The following is an 18247-nucleotide window of genomic DNA, read 5'->3' on the forward strand; positions in this document are numbered from 1 at the left end:
AGGATCAGGGGATGACCGACGACGACGTCCTCTTCCTCTCCGCCGCCGAGGTGACACGGCTGCTCGGCGCGGACGCGGCGATCGCCTCGCAGCGGGCGGCCTTCACCGCGCTCGGCACCGGTGAGGCCGATCTGCCCGGCAAGATCATGGAGCCGAGCCGCTTCGACGACAGCGTGGTCTTCGCCTACGTCTCCCGGCTGTCCAAGGACACCGGGGCGGTGGCGAAGTTCGGCAGCGTCAACCCGGGCAACGCGGCCGCCGGGCTGCCCACCGTGCACGCGGTCGTCACCGCGTTCGACCCCGACACCGGGCGGCTCGTCGCCGTCCTGGACGGTACGGCGGTGACCACGCTGCGTACGGCCGCGGGCAGCGCCGTGGCCGTGGACGCCCTGGCCGTGCCCGGCCGCACCGAGCTGGCGCTGCTCGGCTCCGGCACCCAGGCCCTCGCCCACGCCCACATGATCGCCCGGGTGCGGGAGGTGACGGCGGTACGGCTGTGGAGCCCGACCCCGAGCCGCCGCACCGCCGCGGCGGACACCCTCGCCGCCGAACTCGGTGTCCCCGCCCGGGCGGTGGACAGCCCCGAGGAGGCCGTGACCGGCGCCGGCGTCGTCGCCGCCTGCACGCTCAGTACGACGCCCGTGGTGCGCGGCGCCTGGCTGGCCCCGGGCTGCACGGTGGTCAGCGTCGGCTCCTTCGAGCCCACCCGCCGGGAGGTCGACCCCGACGTCGTACGACGTGCCGCGGCCGTCGTCGTGGACGACGCTGGTACTGCGGCCGGGCACGCCGGGCCGGTCGTGGACGCCCTGCGCGACGGGCTGCTCACCCCCGACGCCCTGATCCCGCTGGGCGAGGTGCTCACCGGACGCCGTGGCGCCCGTACCGCACCGGAGGACATCGTCTACTACAACAGCACCGGACTCGGCATCCAGGACGCCGCGGCGGCCTGGGCCGTGATCCGCGCGGCGAAGGAGGCGGCCGAGTGAACCTTCAGGCCCGGGTGGTCATCGTCGGCGGCGGGGTGATGGGCACGAGCATCGCCCACCACCTGGCGCGCGCCGGAGTACGTGACGTCGTCCTGGTCGAACGCGACGAACTCGCCGCCGGCTCCACCTCCAAGGCCGCGGGCGGAGTACGCGCGCAGTTCTCCGACGAGCTGAACATCCGGCTCGGTGCACACAGCCTGGAGGCGTTCGGCCGGTTCGCCGACGAGATCGGACAGGACATCGGGCTGCACCGGGTCGGCTACCTGTTCCTGCTGTCCACACCCGAGGAGGTCGCCTCCTTCGAGGCGAGCGTACGGCTCCAGAACTCCCTCGGGGTGCCCAGCCGCATGCTCACCCCGCAGGAGGCCCGTCGGCTCTCCCCGCTGATCACCACCGACGGACTGCTGGCCGCCGCCTACTCCCCGGACGACGGCCACTGCACACCCGAGGCCGTCGTCCACGGGTATGCGGCCGCCGCCCGCGCCCACGGCGCCCGCATCCTGCGCCACACCGAGGTGACCGGCATCGAACTGCACGGCGACGCGATCACCGCCGTCAGCACCACCCTCGGCCGCATCGCCACCGACACGGTGATCTGCGCGGCCGGCGCCTGGTCGAAGGCGGTCGGCGCCATGGTGGGCGTGGACCTGCCGGTGCAGCCGCTGCGCCGCCAGATCGCGGTCACCGAACCCGTCCCCGGGCTTCCGCCGTCGCTCCCCATGACCATCGACTTCACCACCAGCCTCTACTTCCACGCCGAGGGCCCCGGCCTGCTGCTCGGCATGTCCGACCCGGACGAGAAACCGGGCTTCGCCACCGACACCCACGACCGCTGGATCCCCCGGCTGTACGAGGCGATGCAGCACCGCGCCCCCGCCCTGCTCGACCTGCGCCGCGCCGCCACCTGGGCGGGCCTGTACGAGAACACCCCCGATCACAACGCCCTGATCGGCGAGGCGTCTTCGGTATCCCGTTTTCTGTATGCGACCGGCTTCTCCGGCCACGGCTTCCTGCAGGGACCCGCCGTGGGCGAGATCGTCCGCGACCTGTACCTGGGCCGCGTACCCTTCCTGGACGTCCGCCCCCTGAGCGCCGGCCGGTTCGCGGCCGACGCCCCGCGCCCGGAGGCCAACCTGGTATGAGCGAGCTCCACCTGTGGCTGCGCCACGAGGCCCGTACGACCGAGCGGCGCACGCCGGTCGTCCCCGCCGACGCCCGCCGCCTGATCGAGAGCGGGGTGCGACTGACCGTCGAGGAGTCCCCGCAGCGCATCTTCCCCATCGAGGAGTACGAGGCGGCCGGCTGCGGCCGCGCTGCCACGGGCTCCTGGGTGACGGCACCACCGGAGTCCGTGATCCTGGGCCTGAAGGAGCTCCCGGACAACGAGCCGGCGACGTTGACGCACCGGCACATCTTCTTCGGGCACGCCTACAAGCAACAACCCGGCGCGGCCGCGCTGTTGCGCCGGTTCGCGGCCGGGGGAGGAGCGCTGCTGGACCTGGAGTACCTGGTGGACGACCAGGGGCGCAGGCTGGCCGCGTTCGGCTTCTGGGCAGGCTATCTGGGGGCCGCGCTCGCCGTGCTCCAGCACCGGGGCCGCCTGGTGGCACCGCTGCGCCCCACCACGAAGGAGGAGCTGGACGCCACCCTCGAACCGGTCGCCGGGGACGAGGACTTCACGGCTCTGGTCATCGGCGCGCTGGGCCGCAGCGGCCGGGGCGCCGCGGCCGCCCTCGACACCGCGGGCGTGCGGGCGACCCACTGGGATCTCGCCGAGACCCGCGCCCTCGACCGCCCGGCCCTGCTCGGCCACGACGTGATGGTGAACTGTGTCCTCGCCACCACCCCCGTGCCGCCCTTCCTGCGCGAGGCGGACCTGGACGCCCCGGCCCGCCGCCTGCGCACCCTGTGCGACGTCACCTGCGACGTCGGCTCCCCGCTGAACGTCCTGCCCGTCTACGACCGCACCACCGACTGGACGGAACCCGTGCGCCGGCTGGGCAAGGAGCCGCCGCTGGACCTGATCGCCATCGACAACCTGCCCTCGCTCCTGCCCCGCGAGTCCAGCACCGACTTCTCGGCGGCCCTCGTGCCCCAGCTGCTCGACTTCGGCCCTGCGGGCCCCTGGGGACGCTGCCTCGACCGCTTCCACGAGGCCTGCCGTGAGCTGGGCATCGCCGACGAAAGGGAGTTGCCCCATGACTGACCGCGTCCCGGCGTCCGGCACCGTCCACTGGGTCGGTGCGGGCCTGTCCACCGGCAGCGGACTGGCCGCCCTCTGCGACACGGCCGAGCGGGTACGGCTGTGGCACCGCACCGGGGAACGGGCGTCCGCCGCCCTCGCCGCCCTGGGCCTGACCGGCCGCGCCGAGCCCCGAGCCTTCACGCTCCCCGCGCTCGCCGCCGAACTCGCGCCCGGCGACATCGTCGTCTCCATGCTGCCCGCACCCGAACACGCCGGACTCCTGTCCGCGTGCGTGGACGCACGGGCCCACTTCGCCTGCTCCAGCTATGTCTCGCCCGAGGTGCTGGAGCGCGTGCCCTCGGCCGAGGCGGCCGGCCTGGTCGTCCTCACCGAGTCGGGCCTGGACCCGGGCATCGACCACCTCTTCGCACACAGCCTCATCGGCAGGGCGCGTACGGAGATCGGCGCGGACACCCCGGCGACCTACCGCCTCACCTCCTACTGCGGCGGCGTCCCGGCGGTCCCGAACGACTTCCGCTACCGCTTCAGCTGGGCACCCCTCGGCGTCCTCAACGCCCTCCGCTCACCGGCCCGTTACCTCGAGAACGGCACCGAGACCACGGCCACCCGCCCCTGGGAGGCCACCAGGCCGCACATCCTCTCCGGGGAGACCTTCGAGGCCTACCCCAACCGGGACAGCATCCCCTTCATCGCCCAGTACGGGCTCCCCTCCGCCTGGACCCCGCGCACCTTCGTACGGGGCACCCTGCGCCTGGACGGCTGGCTGAAGGCGTGGGAGCCGGTCTTCGAGGAACTGAGGTCGGGCGACGACGAGAGCATCGCCGCACTGGCCCGCGAACTGGCAGCGGCTTACCCGACCACCGACACGGACCGCGACCGCGTGGTGCTCTCCGTATCCCTGGAGGTCGAGACCGCCCCGGACCACACCTGGACGGGCATCTACCTCCTCGACCTCATGGGCGACACCGAGGAGTCGGCCATGGCCCGCTGCGTCTCCCGCCCTCTAGCCCTCGGCGTCCGCCACATCCTGGACGGCAGCCTGCCGGCGGGGCTGAACCGGGCGGCGGAGACGGCGGAGCGGTCGGACCAGTGGCTCGCCGAACTCTCCGAGGAGGGACTGGACTTCACTCTGCGGCTCGGTCGGTAGAGGAGGCCTGGCTCGCGCGCTGGTCGTCGATGAGGACCTGCAGGTCAGGCCAGCGCGCGGTCCACCGTCTCAGATCGTCCGCGGCCGGCAGCCGCTGCGAGCGCAGCGACTTGCCCGGCAGGAACCGGACGAGCGTCCCGGTCGTCCCGTCGGCCTGGAGGGGTTCCAGGCCGGTCACCGGAACGCCATGCTCATAACGCTGGGCCCAGGCTCCGTCGAGACGGCGGTTGGCGTGAATCAGCCACTCGCTGAGCGCCGCCACGACGGACATGCCACGACGCGGGTGCCCGTCCGGAAGGCGTTCCGCGTCCGGGAAGTCGAAGAACCGCAGGTCCTTCGTGGCCATGACTGGCTTCTTCACGGGCCGGCCGTGCTCATCGACGCGCGTGTCGGTACCTCGTCCGTCATCGACCACGGACACAGAGCCGTCGCGATGCAGAGTGATCGTGCATCGTCCTCCTGCTCTGCTCGCTGCCTCGTCGGCGGCATAGGCGACGACCTCGAGGACGAGGTGCCCCGGGCCACCGGGCGCAAACTCTGCTGGCCCATGGCGAATGTGCGCAAGATGGTCCAGGTCCGTGGCGCGGGCCCAGTCGTGGGTGGTGTTGGTCCAGGAAGCCCTTGATCCATCCATCCGCCAAGTATCAGGGCAGGCGGCACTGACAACGGGTCGGGGTACTCGGGTGGATCTGAGTACGTGCGCTCTGGTCGGTGACAGGGCGGGCCGAGACGCTTGGGCCATGAGGCAAGGAACACCGAAACCCGTTCTCCAGCTGGTGTCGATCCCCGTGCTGGCCGGGGTGTCGCTGGCGTTGTGGGCTGCCTGGCTGGGCTGGGACCAGCAGCGCGACGTGCACCCCGACGGTTCGACGACCGGCCCGTACGAGGCGTGGCAAGTGATCGGGCTGGTGCTGACTCTGCTGGCACCGGTGTGCTGGGCGGCATTCCGGCGCTACACCGCGGGCGCTGTGCTCGGCACCACGGTCGGCCTGACGGTTGCGGCCTACGTCGACTGGTCGGACGACTCGAGCGGCCTCTTCATGGTCGGCGTGGGGATGGTCATGCTGGGGAGCTTCGTGGTGACCGCCGTTCTGTCCGCCGTGATCGCCTCCGCGACACAGGACGGGCGACAGGCCGCGGTCCACTGACCGCCGATTGGCCCGCGACCTGGACACAGTGAGCCTGAGAGCCTGCGCCTCCAGCACCGAACTTCGAGGAGACGCCATGCAGGTAGCCGTGGTCACCTTTGATGGATTCAACGAGTTGGACAGCTTCATCGCCTCCGCGCTGATCAACCGGTGCCGAAGGGACGGCTTGGAGGCGTTCATCACGACACCGACGCCGGTGGTGACGTCCATGAACGGCGTCGAGGTGACCGGGCAGCGCCCGATGGAGTTCGTGACCGAAGCCGACGTGGTGCTGATCGGCAGCGGGGTGAAGACGCGCGACGTGGTCGCCGACGACCGCCTGATCTCCAGGCTGCCGCTCGACCCCGCGCGACAGCTGATCGGTGCGCAGTGCTCCGGCGCGCTGGTGCTCGCCCGGCTCGGCTTGCTGGACGGCATGCCCGCCTGCACGGACATGACGAGCCGGCCCTTCGTCGAAGCCTGCGACGTCACCGTGCTGGACGCGCCGTTCCACGCCGAGGGCAACATCGCCACGGCGGGCGGCTGTCTGGCGTCGCAGTACCTCGCCACCTGGGTGATCACCCGCACGCTCGGCGAGGACCCGGCCCGCGACGTCATCGGCTATGTGGCACCGGTCGGCGAGAACCAGGAGACCGTCGAACGCGCCCTGCGTGCCGTCCGGGCGGGCGAGGCGGCACTGCGCTGACGCCCCAGCGCAACCGGGCGGTCAGTCCACCACCGCCTCGTGCACCAGTCGCCGTAGCTCCGGGAAGATCTTCAGTGTCTTCGGGCGGACCTGGGTCATGAACTGGACGGTCAGGTCGTGGGTCGGGTCGATCCAGAAGGCGGTGGTGGCCACGCCGGTCCAGCCGTAGGTGCCGAGGCCCTGGGGGGCCAGGGTGCGGGTGGGGTCGGTGACGACGGAGACGTTGAAGCCGAAGCCGAGGCCTTCGTTGGCGCGCTCCTGGTGGGTGGGGGCGCCGAAGGTGCGCAGGTCGGCACCGCCCGGCAGCTGGTTGTGGGTCATCAGGGCGAGCGTGTCCGAGGAGAGCAGGCGGGTGCCGTCCAGTTCGCCGCCGCGGCGCAGCATCTCCATGAACCGGTGGTAGTCCTGCGCGGTGGCGACCATGCCGCCGCTGCCGGACAGGAACCGCGGGCGGCCGCGCAGCGGCAGTCCGGGGATCGGTGCGATGCCGGCGTCCTCGGTCTCGCCGTACATCTCGGCCAGTCGCCCGGCCTGTTCGTCGGTGATGTGGAAGCCGGCGTCGGTCATGCCGAGCGGGCGGAAGATCCGGTCGGTGAAGTACTCGTCCAGAGGCTGTCCGGAGACCACCTCGATGACCCTGCCCAGCACGTTGGAGGCGACCGAGTAGTTCCACTGCGTGCCGGGATCGAACTGGAGGGGCAGGCGCGCGTACACCTTCATCGTCTCGGCGAGGTTCGCGCCCGGTGGTACGGACGACTCCAGGCCGGCCTCGCGATAGAGGGCGTCCACGGGGTGTTTGTAGTAGAAGCCGAAGGTCAGGCCCGCCGTGTGGGTGAGCAGATGCCGGATGAGGATGGGGCCGGAGGCGGGGCGTGTGCGTACGTCGGTTCCCGCACCGCTTTCGTAGACCTGGGGGTCCGCGAACTCCGGCAGGTAGCGGTCGAGCGGGTCGTCCAGGGACAGGCGGCCCTCCTCCACCAGTTGCAGCACCGCGACCGCGGTGACGGGCTTGGTCATGGAGTAGATCCGCCACAGCGTGTCCGCCTCGACCGGCAGCCCGGCCGCGAGGTCCCGGTGGCCGTGCGTGGTGAGGTGGGCGACGCGGCCGCCGCGGGCCACGGCCACCAGGTAGCCGGGCAGGCGCCCTTCGTCGACGTAGTGGGCGAAGTGCTGGTCGAGGCGGTCCAGGGCCTTCGCGTCCAGCCCGGCCTCGTCCGGGTCGACGTCCTGTCGCAGCTGTGCCATCGCTCTCCTCCGGTCGCGTCGTACGCGTGCGGTCCGGCGTACCCGCTGGGACGCCGGGCGCACACCTCATCGTTGCGCAGGAACCCCGGGACGGGCCCGCTCATCAGGGGTGTGTGTGATCGACGCGACGCCGGGCCCCGGCAGCGCGCGGGCAGCCGGTACGGCGATCGCGGCCACGGCGGCGAGCACGAGCAGCGCCGTTCGCGGGCCCGCGTCCATGAGGGCCGTGCCGGCGGCCACGCCGAGCACCGGCCCCACGTTGAGCGCGGTCTGCTGCAGCCCCCCTGCCACTCCGGCCACCTCCACCCCTGCCCGCCGTACGACCACATGGGTGGCCGCCACCATCACCGTGCCGAACCCGGCACCCAGCAGCGCGAAGCCGAAGCCCTGGGCGAGGGCGCCGGTGGCCCCGGACAGGACGAGGACGGCGAGCGCGAGCAGCGCCGTCGCCACTGCCGTCGTTCGCCGCGCACCTGCCCGGCGCAGCAGCACCGGGCACAGGGGAGCGGACAGCACCATCAGCGCCGCCAACGGCAGGCTGCGCAGGGCGCTGTGGAACGGGTCGAGGCCGAGCCGGCGCTGCAGCACGTACGTCTCGACGAACAGGGTGCCGAAGAGCGAGGCCGACGCGGCGACCAGGAGGGCGAGGGCCGCCCCGACCGCGGGCGAGCGGATCACGTCGGGCGGCAGCAGAGGGCTCGCGGCGCGCCGCTCGTGCCGCACGAAGGCGGCAGCGGCGAGCGCGGCACCCCCGAACCCGGCCGCGATGGCCGCAGGGGAGGCGGGCAGCGCGACCAGCGTCTGGACGAGACAGGCGAGGGTCACGGCGAGGAGCAGCGCCCCCGGCAGGTCCAACGGGGTACGGGAGACGGGTACCCGGTCCGGTGCGGGCCCGACCACTGCCGCCACCCCGAAGCCCACGGCCGGCAGCACGCTCAGGAAGAACACCGCACGCCAGCCCAGCCCGTTCACCAGCGCCCCGCCCACCAGCGGCCCCGCTGCCGCCGCCAGACCGATCGCGCTGGTGCGCACCGCGAGCGGCATCGCCAGCCGGTCCGGCGGGAACGCGGCCCGCAGCATCCCGAGTGTGGCCGGCTGCAACAGCGCCCCGAACACCCCCTGCGCCGCCCGCAGTCCGATCACCCAGCCGATCGAGGGTGCGAGTCCCACGCCCACCGAGGCCGCGCCGAACCCCAGCATGCCGAGCGCGAACATCCGCCGCTGCCCGTACCGGTCGCCGAGCCGCCCCGCGAACACCAGCAGGCTCGCCACCGCCACGAGATACCCGGTACTGGTCCACTGCACCTGCGCGTACGACGCGTGCAGCGCCCGTTGCAGGGAGGGCTGGGCGACCGTGAGGACCGTACCGTCCAGGGCGACGAGCACGGCGCCCGCCACACTGCTCACCAGGGTCAGCCGGGTCTGCCGGCGGTTCACCGCCCGCCCTCCGGGCCCAGGTGGGCGAGCAGGGCCGCGTCCAGCAGCGGACCGAAGTCCTCGTCGCCCGTGGCGAGTTGGAGGCTGCCCCAGCGCCACAGCTGGGCGATGCCGTGCAGGTTGCCCCACAGGGCGCCCGCCGTGCGCCGGGCGTCGGCCTCCGGGCGGACCTGACCGACCAGGTCCGCGAGCAGCCCGAACAGCGGCAGGCTCGTGTCCCGCAGACCCAGGTGTCCGCTCTCCAGCAGATCGTGACGGAACATCAGCTCATACATGCCCGGGTTGTCCAGAGCGAACTCCAGGTAGACGCGGGCCAGTTCCCTCACCTGTGCGCGTGGACCGCCGCCGTCGAGCGCCGGCCGGACCCGGTCGCCCAGATCGGCGAATCCCCGCCGGGCGATGGCGGACAGCAGCTCCAGATGGGTGGGGAAGTAGCGGCGCGGCGCCCCGTGCGAGACCCCCGCGCGCCGGGCGATCTCCCGGAGCGTCAGCGCCTGGGCGCCCTCGGCGGCGACCAGTTCCACCCCGGCGTCGATCAGACGGGCCCGCAGTCCCGTGCCGGATTCAGTCATAGACACTGTCTACCAGGCGTGCGTAGACAGTGTCTACTGCGGTGTCCACCACAGGGGTTGCCGGTCGCGTCCGTGCGGGGAATGCCCGTACCGTCGGGCCAGTTGACCCTCATATGACTCAGGACCCGACGCAGGACGCCCTGCTCAAGCTGCTCTCCGACACGCGAGGCGGGGTGCTGGTCACCCTCAAGAGCGACGGCCGCCCCCAGCTGTCCAACGTCAGCCACGCCTACTACCCCGACGAGCGGGTCATCCGGATCTCGGTCACCGACGGCCGCGCCAAGACCCGCAACCTCCGTCGCGACCCCCGTGCCTCCTACCACGTCACCAGCCAGGACCGCTGGGCGTACACGGTCGCCGAGGGCGCGGCCGAGCTGTCGCCGGTCGCCGAGGACCCGCACGACGAGACCGTCGAGGAGCTGATCCGGATCTACCGGGACGTCCTCGGCGAACACCCGGACTGGGACGACTACCGGGCCGCGATGGTCCGCGACCGGCGGCTGGTGCTGCGGCTGCCCGTCGAGCGGGTGTACGGCATCCCGAAGGGCTGAGTCACGGCGCGTCGGGGCTGACGTACGCCGCCTCGGCGGTCCGCGTCTCGATCGCCCGCAGTACCGCCACCATGTCCTCGCCGCCGTGCCCCTGTGCCACCGTCTCCTCGAACAGGCTGTGGCAGACGTCCAGCAGCGGCGAGGCCAGGTGTGCCTTGCGGGCCGCCTCGGCGATGAGCCGGTTGTTCTTCAGGACGTCCAGGGCGGCCGCCTGCACGGCGAAGTCCCGCTCGCGCAGCTTGGGCGCCTTCATCCGGGAGACCCCGCTGGCCATGGGGCCCGCGTCCAGGACGTCCAGGAACAGTCGACGGTCCAGACCGTGCCGTTCGGCGAAGTGGAAGGCCTCGGTCAGCCCGGTCACCAGGGTGATCAGGAACAGGTTCACGGACAGCTTCATCAGCAGCGCGCCCGGTGCCGCGCCGCACGTGAAGGTCTCCCGGCACAGGGGCGCGAGCAGCGGTCGTACGACGTCCACGGCGGACTCCTCGCCGGCCAGCATCGCCACCAGCTGCCCCTGCTCGGCCGGTACCCGGGACCCGGAGACGGGCGCCTCCACGTACCGGCCGCCGGCCGCGCGGACGTCCGACTCCAGGGCGTGGGAGTACTCGGGGGAGGTCGTGCCCATGTGGACGACGACGCGTCCGGCGACGCGCGCGGCGAGGGCGGGGGTGCCGCGGCCGAGGACGGTGTCGAGCGACGCCTCGTCGGCGAGCATCAGCAGCACCACCTCCGCCCGCGCGAACACCTCGTCGGCGTCCACCGCGACCTCGGCGCCGGCCGCGCGCAACGGTTCGGTGCGCTCCGGTGTCCGGTTCCACACCACGAGGGGTGTGCCGCATGCCGCCAGCCGCAGCGCCATCGGCTGACCCATCACTCCGAGGCCGATGAATCCGACGTTCACGGGGGCCGTCCTTTCTTCTCCTCCTGGGCCCTTTCCGCTCCGGGCCGGCTATGACCGCTGTCATAGTAGCGAGTGTTATGACAGCGGTCATAGGGTGAGGGCGGAGGCTGAGGGGTGATCGGAGGCAGGTGGTTGTCCATGACGGAGTCGGGGCGCGGACCGCGCGAGCGGATGGTGTTCAGCGCGGCCCAGCTGATCCGGCGCGACGGGGTCGGCGCGACCGGCATGCGGGACGTCGCCGCCCATGCCGGTGCGCCGCGCGGTTCGCTCCAGCACTACTTCCCGGACGGCAAGGAACAGCTGGTCAACGAGGCCGTGGGCTGGGCCGGACGGTACGCCGGCAAGCGCGTCGCCCGCTTCCTCGCGGGCCTGGACGAGCCGACGCCGAGCGGCCTGTTCGCGGCGATGGCGGCCCAGTGGACGGACGAGTACGAGGCGGAAGGCTTCGCCGGGGGCTGCCCGGTCGCCGCGGCGACCGTGGACTGCGCCGCCATGGGCCCCTCCACCCGCGAGGCGGCGGCCGCCGCGTTCGCGACCTGGCGCGCCCCGGTCGCCGAGGCCCTGACCGGCATGGGCGTCCCGACCGCCCGCGCCGACGCCCTGGCCACCCTGATGATCAGCACCCTGGAGGGCGCGATCCTGATGGCCCGCGCCGAACAGGACGTACGCCCGCTGGTGACCGCGGTCCGCGAACTCGGACCGCTGCTCGACGCCGCGGTGGTCTCTTCCGCGTGACGCCCCGGCATGTGGGTGCTTGTTCCGCGCCCTCTCCCGCATTAACCTCCGCGCGTGATCAATGGGGCACATGTGGTGATCTACAGCCGGGACGCCGAGGCCGACCGGACCTTCCTGCGGGACGTTCTCGGTTGGCCGTACGTCGACGCGGGCCACGGTTGGCTGATCTTCCAGGCACCGCCCGCGGAGGTGGCCTGCCATCCCACGGACGGCGACCCGTCGCACGAGCTGATGCTGATGTGCGACGACCTCGACGCGACACGGGAACAACTCGCCCAGCAGGGCGTGGAGTTCGCCGAGCCGGTCGAGGAGGCCCGCTGGGGCCGACTCACGGCCCTCCGCCTGCCGAGCGGCAGCCGACTCGGGTTGTACGAGCCGCGCCATCCACGGCCGTAGGGCTGCGGGCGGGGTGGGGCGGGGTCGGTCGCGGTGTAGGCGTTCGGTTGCGGGAAGCCCCCGCCGGGGGCTTGGCGCGGGGGCCGTTGTGGGGTGTTGGGCTGCCGGGGTGGTCGGTGTGGGGGTGGTGCAGGCCCTGGCAGGCAGGGCCGTCGGCCCCGCTGGCAGGTCGCCTGTCCGGCAGCCGGGCGCGCGACCTGCGGAGGCCCGGCAGGCGGGGTGAGGTCGAGGCTGTCTTCGGCTGTGGGGCCGCGGGCGGGGGCCCAGTGCAGTGGTTCGGATGCGGAAGCCCTCGCTCGACCTGTGCGAGCCGCGCCATCCATGGCCGTAGGGCTGCGGGCGGGCCGCGCCGTTGGTCCCGGTCGAAGGTTGCCCGTCCGGTAGCCGGGCGCGCGCCGCGGCGGCCCGGCGGGTCTGTAAGTCGGTTCGATGGGGAGTACGGCGGCCGTGAGGCGGAGGTGATGTTCGGCCGAGGCTGGCCTCGGCCGGGGCCGTCCGTCACAGCGGCACGTTGCCCGTCCGGCCGTCGGGCCCGCACCGCGGCGGGCCCTGCCGGTCGGGATCGTGTCAGGCCGACACTGTCTCCGGGTGTGACTCGTTGCGGTTCGGGTGTTCGCCCAGGAGTTCCGTCGGGGTCGTGTGGGTCTCGCGGGCGGTGAGGGCCGCGAGGGTCGGGGGGATGCACAGGGCCGCGGTGAACAGGGCGACCGCCGGCCAGTCGTCGCCGCCGGGGCCTGCGATCTCGGCGGCGAAGGTGACCGCGAATCCCGCCACCGCGAAGCCGATCTGGGTGCCGATCGCCATGCCGGACAGCCGGACCCGGGTCGCGAACATCTCGCCGTAGAAGGCGGGCCACACACCGTTCGCGGCGCTGTAGACGATGCCGAAGGCGATGATCCCGAGGGCCAGGGTGAGGGGGTAGGAGCCGGTGGAGATGGCCCAGAGGTAGCCGGCCATGGCGGCCGCGCTGCCCACCGCGCCGATCAGGTAGACGGGGCGGCGTCCGATCCGGTCGGAGAGTGTCGCCCACAGCGGGATCGCGGCCAGTGCGACCAGGTTGGCCAGGGCGCCCACCCACAGCATCGACGTACGGGACATGCCGACCGCGTCGCTGGTCGCGTAGGCCAGTGCCCACACCGTGAAGATCGTGCTCACCGAGGCGATCAGCGCGCCCGCGATCACCCGCAGAACGTCCGCCCAGTGTTCCCGCAGCAGCACCACCAGCGGCAGCCGGACCACGCCCTCGGTCGCCGCCTGCCGGGAGAAGGCCGGGGTCTCCCGGAGCCGGCGCCGGATGCCGTAGCCGACGACGGCGACCGCCACGCTCAGCCAGAACGGCACCCGCCAGCCCCAGGACAGCAGCTGGTCCTCGGGGAGCTGAGCGACCGCGATGAAGACGAGGGTGGCGATGAGCTGGCCGCCCTGGGTGCCGCTGAGCGTGAAGCTCGTGAAGAAGCCCCGCCGGCCCGGTGGCGCGTGCTCCAGGGTCATGGAACTGGCGCTCGCCTGCTCACCGGCGGCCGATATGCCCTGCAGGACCCGGCACAGCACCAGCAGGACGGGAGCGAGGCCGCCGACCTGGGCCCGGGTGGGCAGACAGCCGATGAGGAACGTCGACAGGCCCATCAGGATCAGCGTGAACACCATGATCTTCTTGCGGCCGAGCCGGTCCCCGACGTGCCCGAGGAACAGCGCGCCGACGGGCCGGGCCGCGTAGGCCACCCCGAACGTGGCCAGCGACAGCAGGGTCGCGGTGGCCGGGTCGGAGGAGTCGAAGAACACCTTCGGGAAGATCAGCGCGGCGGCGCTGCCGTAGATGAAGAAGTCGTAGTACTCGAGCGCGCTGCCGATCCAGGCGGCCGTGGCGGCCTTCCTGGGCTGGCCGGGTGGGGCCTCGGCGGCGGGAGCGGGGGTGGGGACGGACACGGCGGTGCTCCTTCGGGGGAACTCCACCCTACGGAGGGGCGGAGTGGGCGGCGGGGCGAAGGGCCGGATCTCGGCAGCTAATTAACCCACTGGGTAGTTAGTTGTGGTGGGTGGGATGTTGCGCCCGCGTTTCCGCCGTGTCAAGAGGTCGTGCGCGAGGCGGTCAGTCCGCGGCCCGCTCCGCGGTGAGGTAGGCGATCACCATGTCGCCGAGCATGGTCCGGTAGTGCTCGCGCTGCGCCGGGTCCACCAGGTCGCGGCCGAACAGGGCGCCGAAGGTGTGCCGGTTGGCGACCCGGAAGAAGCAGAACGAGCTGATCATCGCGTGCAGGTCGACGGCGTCCACGTCCGCCGTGAACAGGCCGGACTCCTGCCCCGAGGCCAGGATGCGGCGGATCACGTCCAGCGCCGGCGAGCCGATCCTGCCGAGCTTCTCGGAGGCGGCGATGTGCTCGGCGCCGTGGATGTTCTCGATGCTGACCAGGCGGATGAAGTCCGGGTGCTGCTCGTGGTGGTCGAAGGTCAGCTCGGCCAGGCGCCGGATCGCCGCGACCGGGTCCAGATGGTCGACGTCCAGCTCCTGCTCGGCCTCGCGGATCACGCCGTACGCCCGCTCCAGCACGGCCGTGAACAGCTGCTCCTTGCCGCCGAAGTAGTAGTAGATCATCCGCTTGGTGGTGCGGGTGCGGGCCGCGATCTCGTCCACCCGGGCGCCGTCGTAGCCGGCCCGGGCGAACTCCTGCGTGGCCACGTCGAGGATCTCGGCTTTGGTGCGGACGGCGTCACGCGTCCGTCCGCCGGGGCGTACCGGTTCTTCGACGCTGGTCATCGGGTTCCTTCGGGCATGGGGCCAGTGCCGGTGATTGTAGAAGCAGGGCCCGCCGGAGCGGTCCGGGCCTTCCCGAAGAAGGCGGGGGCTGATATAGCTAACGTACTAGTTCGTACATTAGTTGGGTCGCACCAGGAGGTCCCCGTGGCCAAGGACGCGTATCTCGTCGGGCTGATCGGTTCCGGCATCGGTCCGTCGCTCAGTCCCGCGCTGCACGAACGCGAGGCCGACCGCCAGGGGCTGCGCTACCTGTACCGGCTCATCGACATCGACGCGCTCGGCGTACCGCCCGAGGCCGTCGGGGATCTCGTCCGGGCCGCCCGTGACCTGGGCTTCGACGGGCTCAACATCACCCACCCGTGCAAGCAGCTCGTCATCGAGCACCTCGACGCGCTCTCGCCGCAGGCCGAGGCGCTGGGCGCGGTCAACACGGTCGTCTTCGAGCCGCAGGGGCGAACGGTCGGTCACAACACGGACGTCACCGGCTTCGCCGCGTCCTTCGCGCGCGGCCTGCCCGACGCGCCCCTGCGGGAGATCGTGCAGCTCGGCGCCGGAGGAGCGGGCGCGGCCGTCGCCCACGCCACCCTCACCCTGGGCGCCGAGCGGGTCACGGTCGTCGACGCCCTGCCGGAGCGCGCCGCCGCCCTCGCCGCGTCCCTGAACCGGCACTTCGGCGCCGGCCGAGCGGCCTCTGCGACCCCGGATCGCCTCGCGCACCTGCTGACCGGCGCCGACGGCCTCGTCCACGCAACCCCCACCGGCATGGCCGCCCACCCCGGCCTGCCCCTGCCCGCGGACCTCCTGCACCCCGGTCTGTGGGTCGCCGAGGTCGTCTACCGCCCCCTGGAGACCGAGCTGCTGCGCACCGCCCGAGCGGCCGGCTGCGCCACCCTGGACGGCGGCGGGATGGCGGTCTTCCAGGCCGCGGACGCCTTCCGCCTGTTCACGGGCCGCGAGCCCGACACGGACCACATGCTGACGGACATCGCGGAACTGGCCGGCGCGGAGCGCTCCGCGGGTCGGGCGGTGTGACGTGGGTCAGGCAGTGCGACGCGGGTCAGGCGGTGGGATAGAGGCGGGGCGGTTCACGGCTGGTCGCGCCCACGCGGCCGGCCGCACGATGTCACTCGGGTGTACCGGGGCACGGCGGCCGAGCACCTCGGCTTGACCACAGGCTGATGAAGCGGCCGCGGCCGGCCCCTACGCGCGGCCGGGAGCACCCGTACACCTGTGAGCGGGCGGGCAGGCCGTGCTCGCATCCCGTGAGGGCGCATCGGGCAGCGTTCGTACGCCCGTGGGCCGGAGGGCAGGCCGCGTTCCCCCGCGAGGGCGCGTCGGACAGCACCCGTACCCCTTGAGCCGGACGGCAGGCCGCGTTCGCCCCCCGTGACCGCGCCCCCCGCAGCGCCCCGTCCCCGGTGAGAGCAGCCCAAGCACCAGGTGTGCCCCCGGTGAGACCTCGGTGAGACAGGGCCGCGCCACCGTCACCGGGCTCGGTACCCCGGCCGATACTCACCACGGTCCGGGGCGTTCCCAGCGTCCCGGGCCGTGAGATTCCCGGGATGCCTGGAAGGCCGTTCATGCCGAGCCCCGCCAGTAAGCCGCTCCTCGTCCGCCACGGCCCGCCGCCCATACCCGGCACGGCCGTGCGCACCGCCGCCGAGCGCCACGAGCGCCCCCTGCTCGCGGCCCTCGCCGCACTCGCGGGCGTGCTGTGCCTGTGGGGACTCGGCCACAGCGCCTACCACTCCTTCTACGCGGCCGCCGTACGCAGCATGACCGACAACCCGGTCGCCTTCTTCTACGGCTCCTTCGACCCGGCGAACTCCATCACCCTGGACAAGCTGCCCGGCTTCCTGTGGCCGCAGGCGCTCTCCGCGCTGGCCTTCGGCTTCCACCCGTGGGCGCTGGTGCTGCCGCAGGCGCTGGAGATGGTGGGCTGTGTGCTGCTCCTCCACGTGCTGGTGCGCCGCTGGGCCGGGGTGCCGGCCGGGCTGCTCGCCGCCGCGTTCCTCGCCCTGACCCCGGTGACCGTGGGCCTGGGCCGCTCGGTCACCGAGGACGCGCCGTTCGTGCTGCTCCTGCTGCTGGCCGCCGAGGCCACCTGGCGGGCCACCGCACACGCCCGGCCGCGCACCCTGCTGCTCGCGGCGGCCTGGGTGGGGCTCGCCTTCCAGTGCAAGATGCTGGAGGCGTGGGCGGTGCTGCCCGCCCTGACCGTGACCTATGCCGTCGCCGCCCCCACCCCGCCGCGCCGCCGCGTCGGCCATCTCGCCCTGGCCGCGGCGGTCACGGTCGCGGTGTCGCTGTCGTGGATGCTGGTGGCCGCGTTCACCCCGTCCGGGGCCCGCCCGTACCTCGACGGCACCACCGACGACTCGCCGTTCGGGATGGTCGTCGGCTACAACTTCCTGACCCGCTTCCACGCCGTCGGCGTCGACGCGTCCGGCACCGGCAGCATCGTCACGAGCCGGGCCGCCCACGGCGGCCACCGGTTGCCGCCCGGCATGGGGGACGGCGTCTGGAAGATGTTCGGCCCGGGCCTGGCCACCCAGACGGGCTGGCTGTACCCGCTGGCCGCGTTCGGCCTGGTCGGCGGCGTGCTGGCGCTGCGCCGGCGGGGCCTGCCGCGCACGGACCCGCTGCTCGCCGGGTATCTGCTGTGGGGGGTGTGGCTGGCGACCTTCTTCCTGGTGTTCAGCTTCGGCAGCGTGACCGGCCACACCTATTACATGGGCGTCGTCGCGGTGGGCGTGTGCGCGCTCGCCGCGGCCGGGGTCGTGCGGGCGCGGCGCAGTCGCGTGCTGCCGGTGGTGCTGCTGGTCAACGTGTTCTGGTGCGTGGCCCTGACGCTGTGGTACCCGCGCTTCTTCGTCTGGTCGGCGGCGTACGCCGTGGCCCTGGGCCTGCTCGCCCTGCTGCTGGCCGGCACCCGCCGCCGGCCGGCCGCACTCGCCGTCGGCCTCTGTGCCGTCCTGCTGATCCCCGCCGTCTGGTCGGCCTCCGCCCTGTCCCCGCGCTACAACCAGCCCGGCGGCTTCGGCCGGGTCGGCCCCACCAGCACCCGTACCGGTTCCGCGCTGTCCACGCTCGGCCCCGACCGGCAGCGGCTCCTCGCCTACCTGACCGCGCACCGCGACGGCGCCCGCTACCTGGCGGCCGTCCCCGGCTGGCAGGCCGCCGCGCCCTACGTCATCGCCGCGAACGCGCCCGTGCTGCCGATGGGCGGCTTCACCGGCCGCGTCCCGTACCCGGCACCGGCGGCCTTCCACCGTCTGATCGGCTCCGGGCGACTGCGCTACATCGTCCTGTCGCGCGCCGACCTGCGTCCGGGCGCCCGTACCGCACGCATCCCCGACGGGACGCTGGTGCGCTGGACCGCCGCCCACTGCCGGCTCGTCCCGCCCGCCGCCTACGACCCCGGCGACCGGACCCGGCTGCTGTACGACTGCGGCCCGGGTCACACGGGGTGACCCGGGCCGC

General features: G+C 72.9%; 18 protein-coding genes. 11 read left to right on the top strand and 7 right to left on the bottom strand.

Features of this window, described 5'->3' with window-relative positions; all coding sequences use genetic code 11:
* Positions 1 to 11: 11 nt before the first annotated feature.
* Genes BEK98_RS35995 through BEK98_RS36010 form a run of 4 tightly spaced genes read left to right on the top strand, consistent with a single transcriptional unit; the run spans position 12 to position 4339 of the window.
* A complete protein-coding gene (locus BEK98_RS35995) occupies positions 12 to 986 on the top strand; it encodes an ornithine cyclodeaminase family protein (RefSeq protein WP_094220937.1) in 975 nt (324 codons plus the stop codon).
* The gene (locus tag BEK98_RS36000) at positions 983 to 2128 is read left to right on the top strand and encodes an NAD(P)/FAD-dependent oxidoreductase (RefSeq protein ID WP_094220938.1); all 1146 of its coding nucleotides are present in this window, start codon (positions 983 to 985) and stop codon (positions 2126 to 2128) included. The genes BEK98_RS35995 and BEK98_RS36000 overlap by 4 nt, the downstream gene beginning before the upstream one ends.
* Positions 2125 to 3192: a saccharopine dehydrogenase gene (locus tag BEK98_RS36005; protein WP_094220939.1), complete on the top strand. Its 1068-nt coding sequence runs from the start codon at positions 2125 to 2127 to the stop codon at positions 3190 to 3192. The genes BEK98_RS36000 and BEK98_RS36005 overlap by 4 nt, the downstream gene beginning before the upstream one ends.
* A complete protein-coding gene (locus BEK98_RS36010; RefSeq protein ID WP_094220940.1) occupies positions 3185 to 4339 on the top strand; it encodes a saccharopine dehydrogenase family protein in 1155 nt (384 codons plus the stop codon). The genes BEK98_RS36005 and BEK98_RS36010 overlap by 8 nt, the downstream gene beginning before the upstream one ends.
* Here BEK98_RS36010 and BEK98_RS50310 read toward each other — a convergent pair.
* Entirely contained in the window at positions 4317 to 4685 is a 369-nt protein-coding gene (locus BEK98_RS50310) for a hypothetical protein (protein WP_244202116.1), read from the bottom strand. The genes BEK98_RS36010 and BEK98_RS50310 overlap by 23 nt on opposite strands.
* 394 nt (positions 4686 to 5079) lie before the next feature.
* Between BEK98_RS50310 and BEK98_RS36020 the strand changes: the two genes are divergently transcribed.
* Positions 5080 to 5487 carry a hypothetical protein gene (locus BEK98_RS36020; protein WP_094220942.1) on the top strand — a complete coding sequence of 136 codons (408 nt, stop codon included), beginning with the start codon at positions 5080 to 5082 and terminating at the stop codon, positions 5485 to 5487.
* Positions 5488 to 5563: 76 nt separating this feature from the next.
* Entirely contained in the window at positions 5564 to 6172 is a 609-nt protein-coding gene (locus tag BEK98_RS36025; RefSeq protein ID WP_094220943.1) for a DJ-1/PfpI family protein, read from the top strand.
* Between the two features lie 21 nt (positions 6173 to 6193).
* Here the strand turns inward: BEK98_RS36025 and BEK98_RS36030 are convergent, their stop codons facing one another.
* From BEK98_RS36030 to BEK98_RS36040, 3 genes are all read right to left on the bottom strand, one after another.
* Complete coding sequence (locus BEK98_RS36030; RefSeq protein ID WP_094220944.1) at positions 6194 to 7417, bottom strand: serine hydrolase domain-containing protein; 1224 nt, start codon at positions 7415 to 7417, stop codon at positions 6194 to 6196.
* Positions 7418 to 7483: 66 nt separating this feature from the next.
* Positions 7484 to 8854 carry an MFS transporter gene (locus BEK98_RS36035; protein WP_094220945.1) on the bottom strand — a complete coding sequence of 457 codons (1371 nt, stop codon included), beginning with the start codon at positions 8852 to 8854 and terminating at the stop codon, positions 7484 to 7486.
* Positions 8851 to 9426 carry a TetR/AcrR family transcriptional regulator gene (locus BEK98_RS36040; protein WP_094220946.1) on the bottom strand — a complete coding sequence of 192 codons (576 nt, stop codon included), beginning with the start codon at positions 9424 to 9426 and terminating at the stop codon, positions 8851 to 8853. Before BEK98_RS36040 ends, BEK98_RS36035 begins: the two co-directional genes overlap by 4 nt.
* Before the next feature lie 113 nt (positions 9427 to 9539).
* Between BEK98_RS36040 and BEK98_RS36045 the strand changes: the two genes are divergently transcribed.
* Complete coding sequence (locus BEK98_RS36045) at positions 9540 to 9977, top strand: PPOX class F420-dependent oxidoreductase (protein ID WP_094220947.1); 438 nt, start codon at positions 9540 to 9542, stop codon at positions 9975 to 9977.
* A gap of 1 nt (position 9978) precedes the next feature.
* On the opposite strand, the gene BEK98_RS36050 is transcribed toward BEK98_RS36045, so the two are convergent.
* The gene (locus BEK98_RS36050) at positions 9979 to 10878 is read right to left on the bottom strand and encodes an NAD(P)-dependent oxidoreductase (protein WP_094220948.1); all 900 of its coding nucleotides are present in this window, start codon (positions 10876 to 10878) and stop codon (positions 9979 to 9981) included.
* Between the two features lie 138 nt (positions 10879 to 11016).
* Here BEK98_RS36050 and BEK98_RS36055 point away from each other — a divergent pair, with 138 nt between their 5' ends.
* Positions 11017 to 11613 (top strand): TetR/AcrR family transcriptional regulator, encoded by a 597-nt coding sequence (locus BEK98_RS36055; RefSeq protein WP_094220949.1) that lies wholly within the window; start codon positions 11017 to 11019, stop codon positions 11611 to 11613.
* A 54-nt stretch (positions 11614 to 11667) separates the two neighbouring features.
* Positions 11668 to 12009: a VOC family protein gene (locus tag BEK98_RS36060; protein ID WP_094220950.1), complete on the top strand. Its 342-nt coding sequence runs from the start codon at positions 11668 to 11670 to the stop codon at positions 12007 to 12009.
* 567 nt (positions 12010 to 12576) lie between these two features.
* Here the strand turns inward: BEK98_RS36060 and BEK98_RS36065 are convergent.
* Both BEK98_RS36065 and BEK98_RS36070 read right to left on the bottom strand, forming a co-directional pair.
* On the bottom strand, positions 12577 to 13935 hold the full coding sequence (locus tag BEK98_RS36065) for an MFS transporter (protein WP_094220951.1): 1359 nt from the start codon (positions 13933 to 13935) through the stop codon (positions 12577 to 12579).
* 163 nt (positions 13936 to 14098) lie between these two features.
* The gene (locus BEK98_RS36070; RefSeq protein WP_094220952.1) at positions 14099 to 14764 is read right to left on the bottom strand and encodes a TetR/AcrR family transcriptional regulator; all 666 of its coding nucleotides are present in this window, start codon (positions 14762 to 14764) and stop codon (positions 14099 to 14101) included.
* Positions 14765 to 14908: 144 nt separating this feature from the next.
* Between BEK98_RS36070 and BEK98_RS36075 the strand changes: the two genes are divergently transcribed.
* Together BEK98_RS36075 and BEK98_RS36080 are read left to right on the top strand one after the other, a co-directional pair.
* Positions 14909 to 15796: a shikimate dehydrogenase gene (locus BEK98_RS36075; protein WP_094220953.1), complete on the top strand. Its 888-nt coding sequence runs from the start codon at positions 14909 to 14911 to the stop codon at positions 15794 to 15796.
* A 548-nt stretch (positions 15797 to 16344) separates the two neighbouring features.
* Complete coding sequence (locus BEK98_RS36080; protein WP_107428313.1) at positions 16345 to 18237, top strand: ArnT family glycosyltransferase; 1893 nt, start codon at positions 16345 to 16347, stop codon at positions 18235 to 18237.
* The last annotated feature ends 10 nt before the right edge of the window (positions 18238 to 18247 follow it).

It is taken from the genome of Streptomyces diastatochromogenes (assembly GCF_002242805.1).
GTDB classification, from domain to species: Bacteria; Actinomycetota; Actinomycetes; order Streptomycetales; family Streptomycetaceae; genus Streptomyces; species Streptomyces diastatochromogenes.

What these genes read in the sequence shown, in the direction of transcription:
- BEK98_RS36040 (WP_094220946.1), bottom strand. Translation starts at nt 9,426, where the DNA reads ATGACTGAATCCGGCACGGGACTGCGGGCCCGTCTGATCGACGCCGGG.
- BEK98_RS36070 (WP_094220952.1), bottom strand. Translation starts at nt 14,764, where the DNA reads ATGACCAGCGTCGAAGAACCGGTACGCCCCGGCGGACGGACGCGTGAC.
- BEK98_RS35995 (WP_094220937.1), top strand. Translation starts at nt 12, where the DNA reads ATGACCGACGACGACGTCCTCTTCCTCTCCGCCGCCGAGGTGACACGG.
- BEK98_RS50310 (WP_244202116.1), bottom strand. Translation starts at nt 4,685, where the DNA reads ATGGCCACGAAGGACCTGCGGTTCTTCGACTTCCCGGACGCGGAACGC.
- BEK98_RS36025 (WP_094220943.1), top strand. Translation starts at nt 5,564, where the DNA reads ATGCAGGTAGCCGTGGTCACCTTTGATGGATTCAACGAGTTGGACAGC.
- BEK98_RS36030 (WP_094220944.1), bottom strand. Translation starts at nt 7,417, where the DNA reads ATGGCACAGCTGCGACAGGACGTCGACCCGGACGAGGCCGGGCTGGAC.
- BEK98_RS36020 (WP_094220942.1), top strand. Translation starts at nt 5,080, where the DNA reads ATGAGGCAAGGAACACCGAAACCCGTTCTCCAGCTGGTGTCGATCCCC.
- BEK98_RS36045 (WP_094220947.1), top strand. Translation starts at nt 9,540, where the DNA reads ATGACTCAGGACCCGACGCAGGACGCCCTGCTCAAGCTGCTCTCCGAC.
- BEK98_RS36055 (WP_094220949.1), top strand. Translation starts at nt 11,017, where the DNA reads ATGACGGAGTCGGGGCGCGGACCGCGCGAGCGGATGGTGTTCAGCGCG.
- BEK98_RS36010 (WP_094220940.1), top strand. Translation starts at nt 3,185, where the DNA reads ATGACTGACCGCGTCCCGGCGTCCGGCACCGTCCACTGGGTCGGTGCG.
- BEK98_RS36005 (WP_094220939.1), top strand. Translation starts at nt 2,125, where the DNA reads ATGAGCGAGCTCCACCTGTGGCTGCGCCACGAGGCCCGTACGACCGAG.
- BEK98_RS36080 (WP_107428313.1), top strand. Translation starts at nt 16,345, where the DNA reads ATGCCGAGCCCCGCCAGTAAGCCGCTCCTCGTCCGCCACGGCCCGCCG.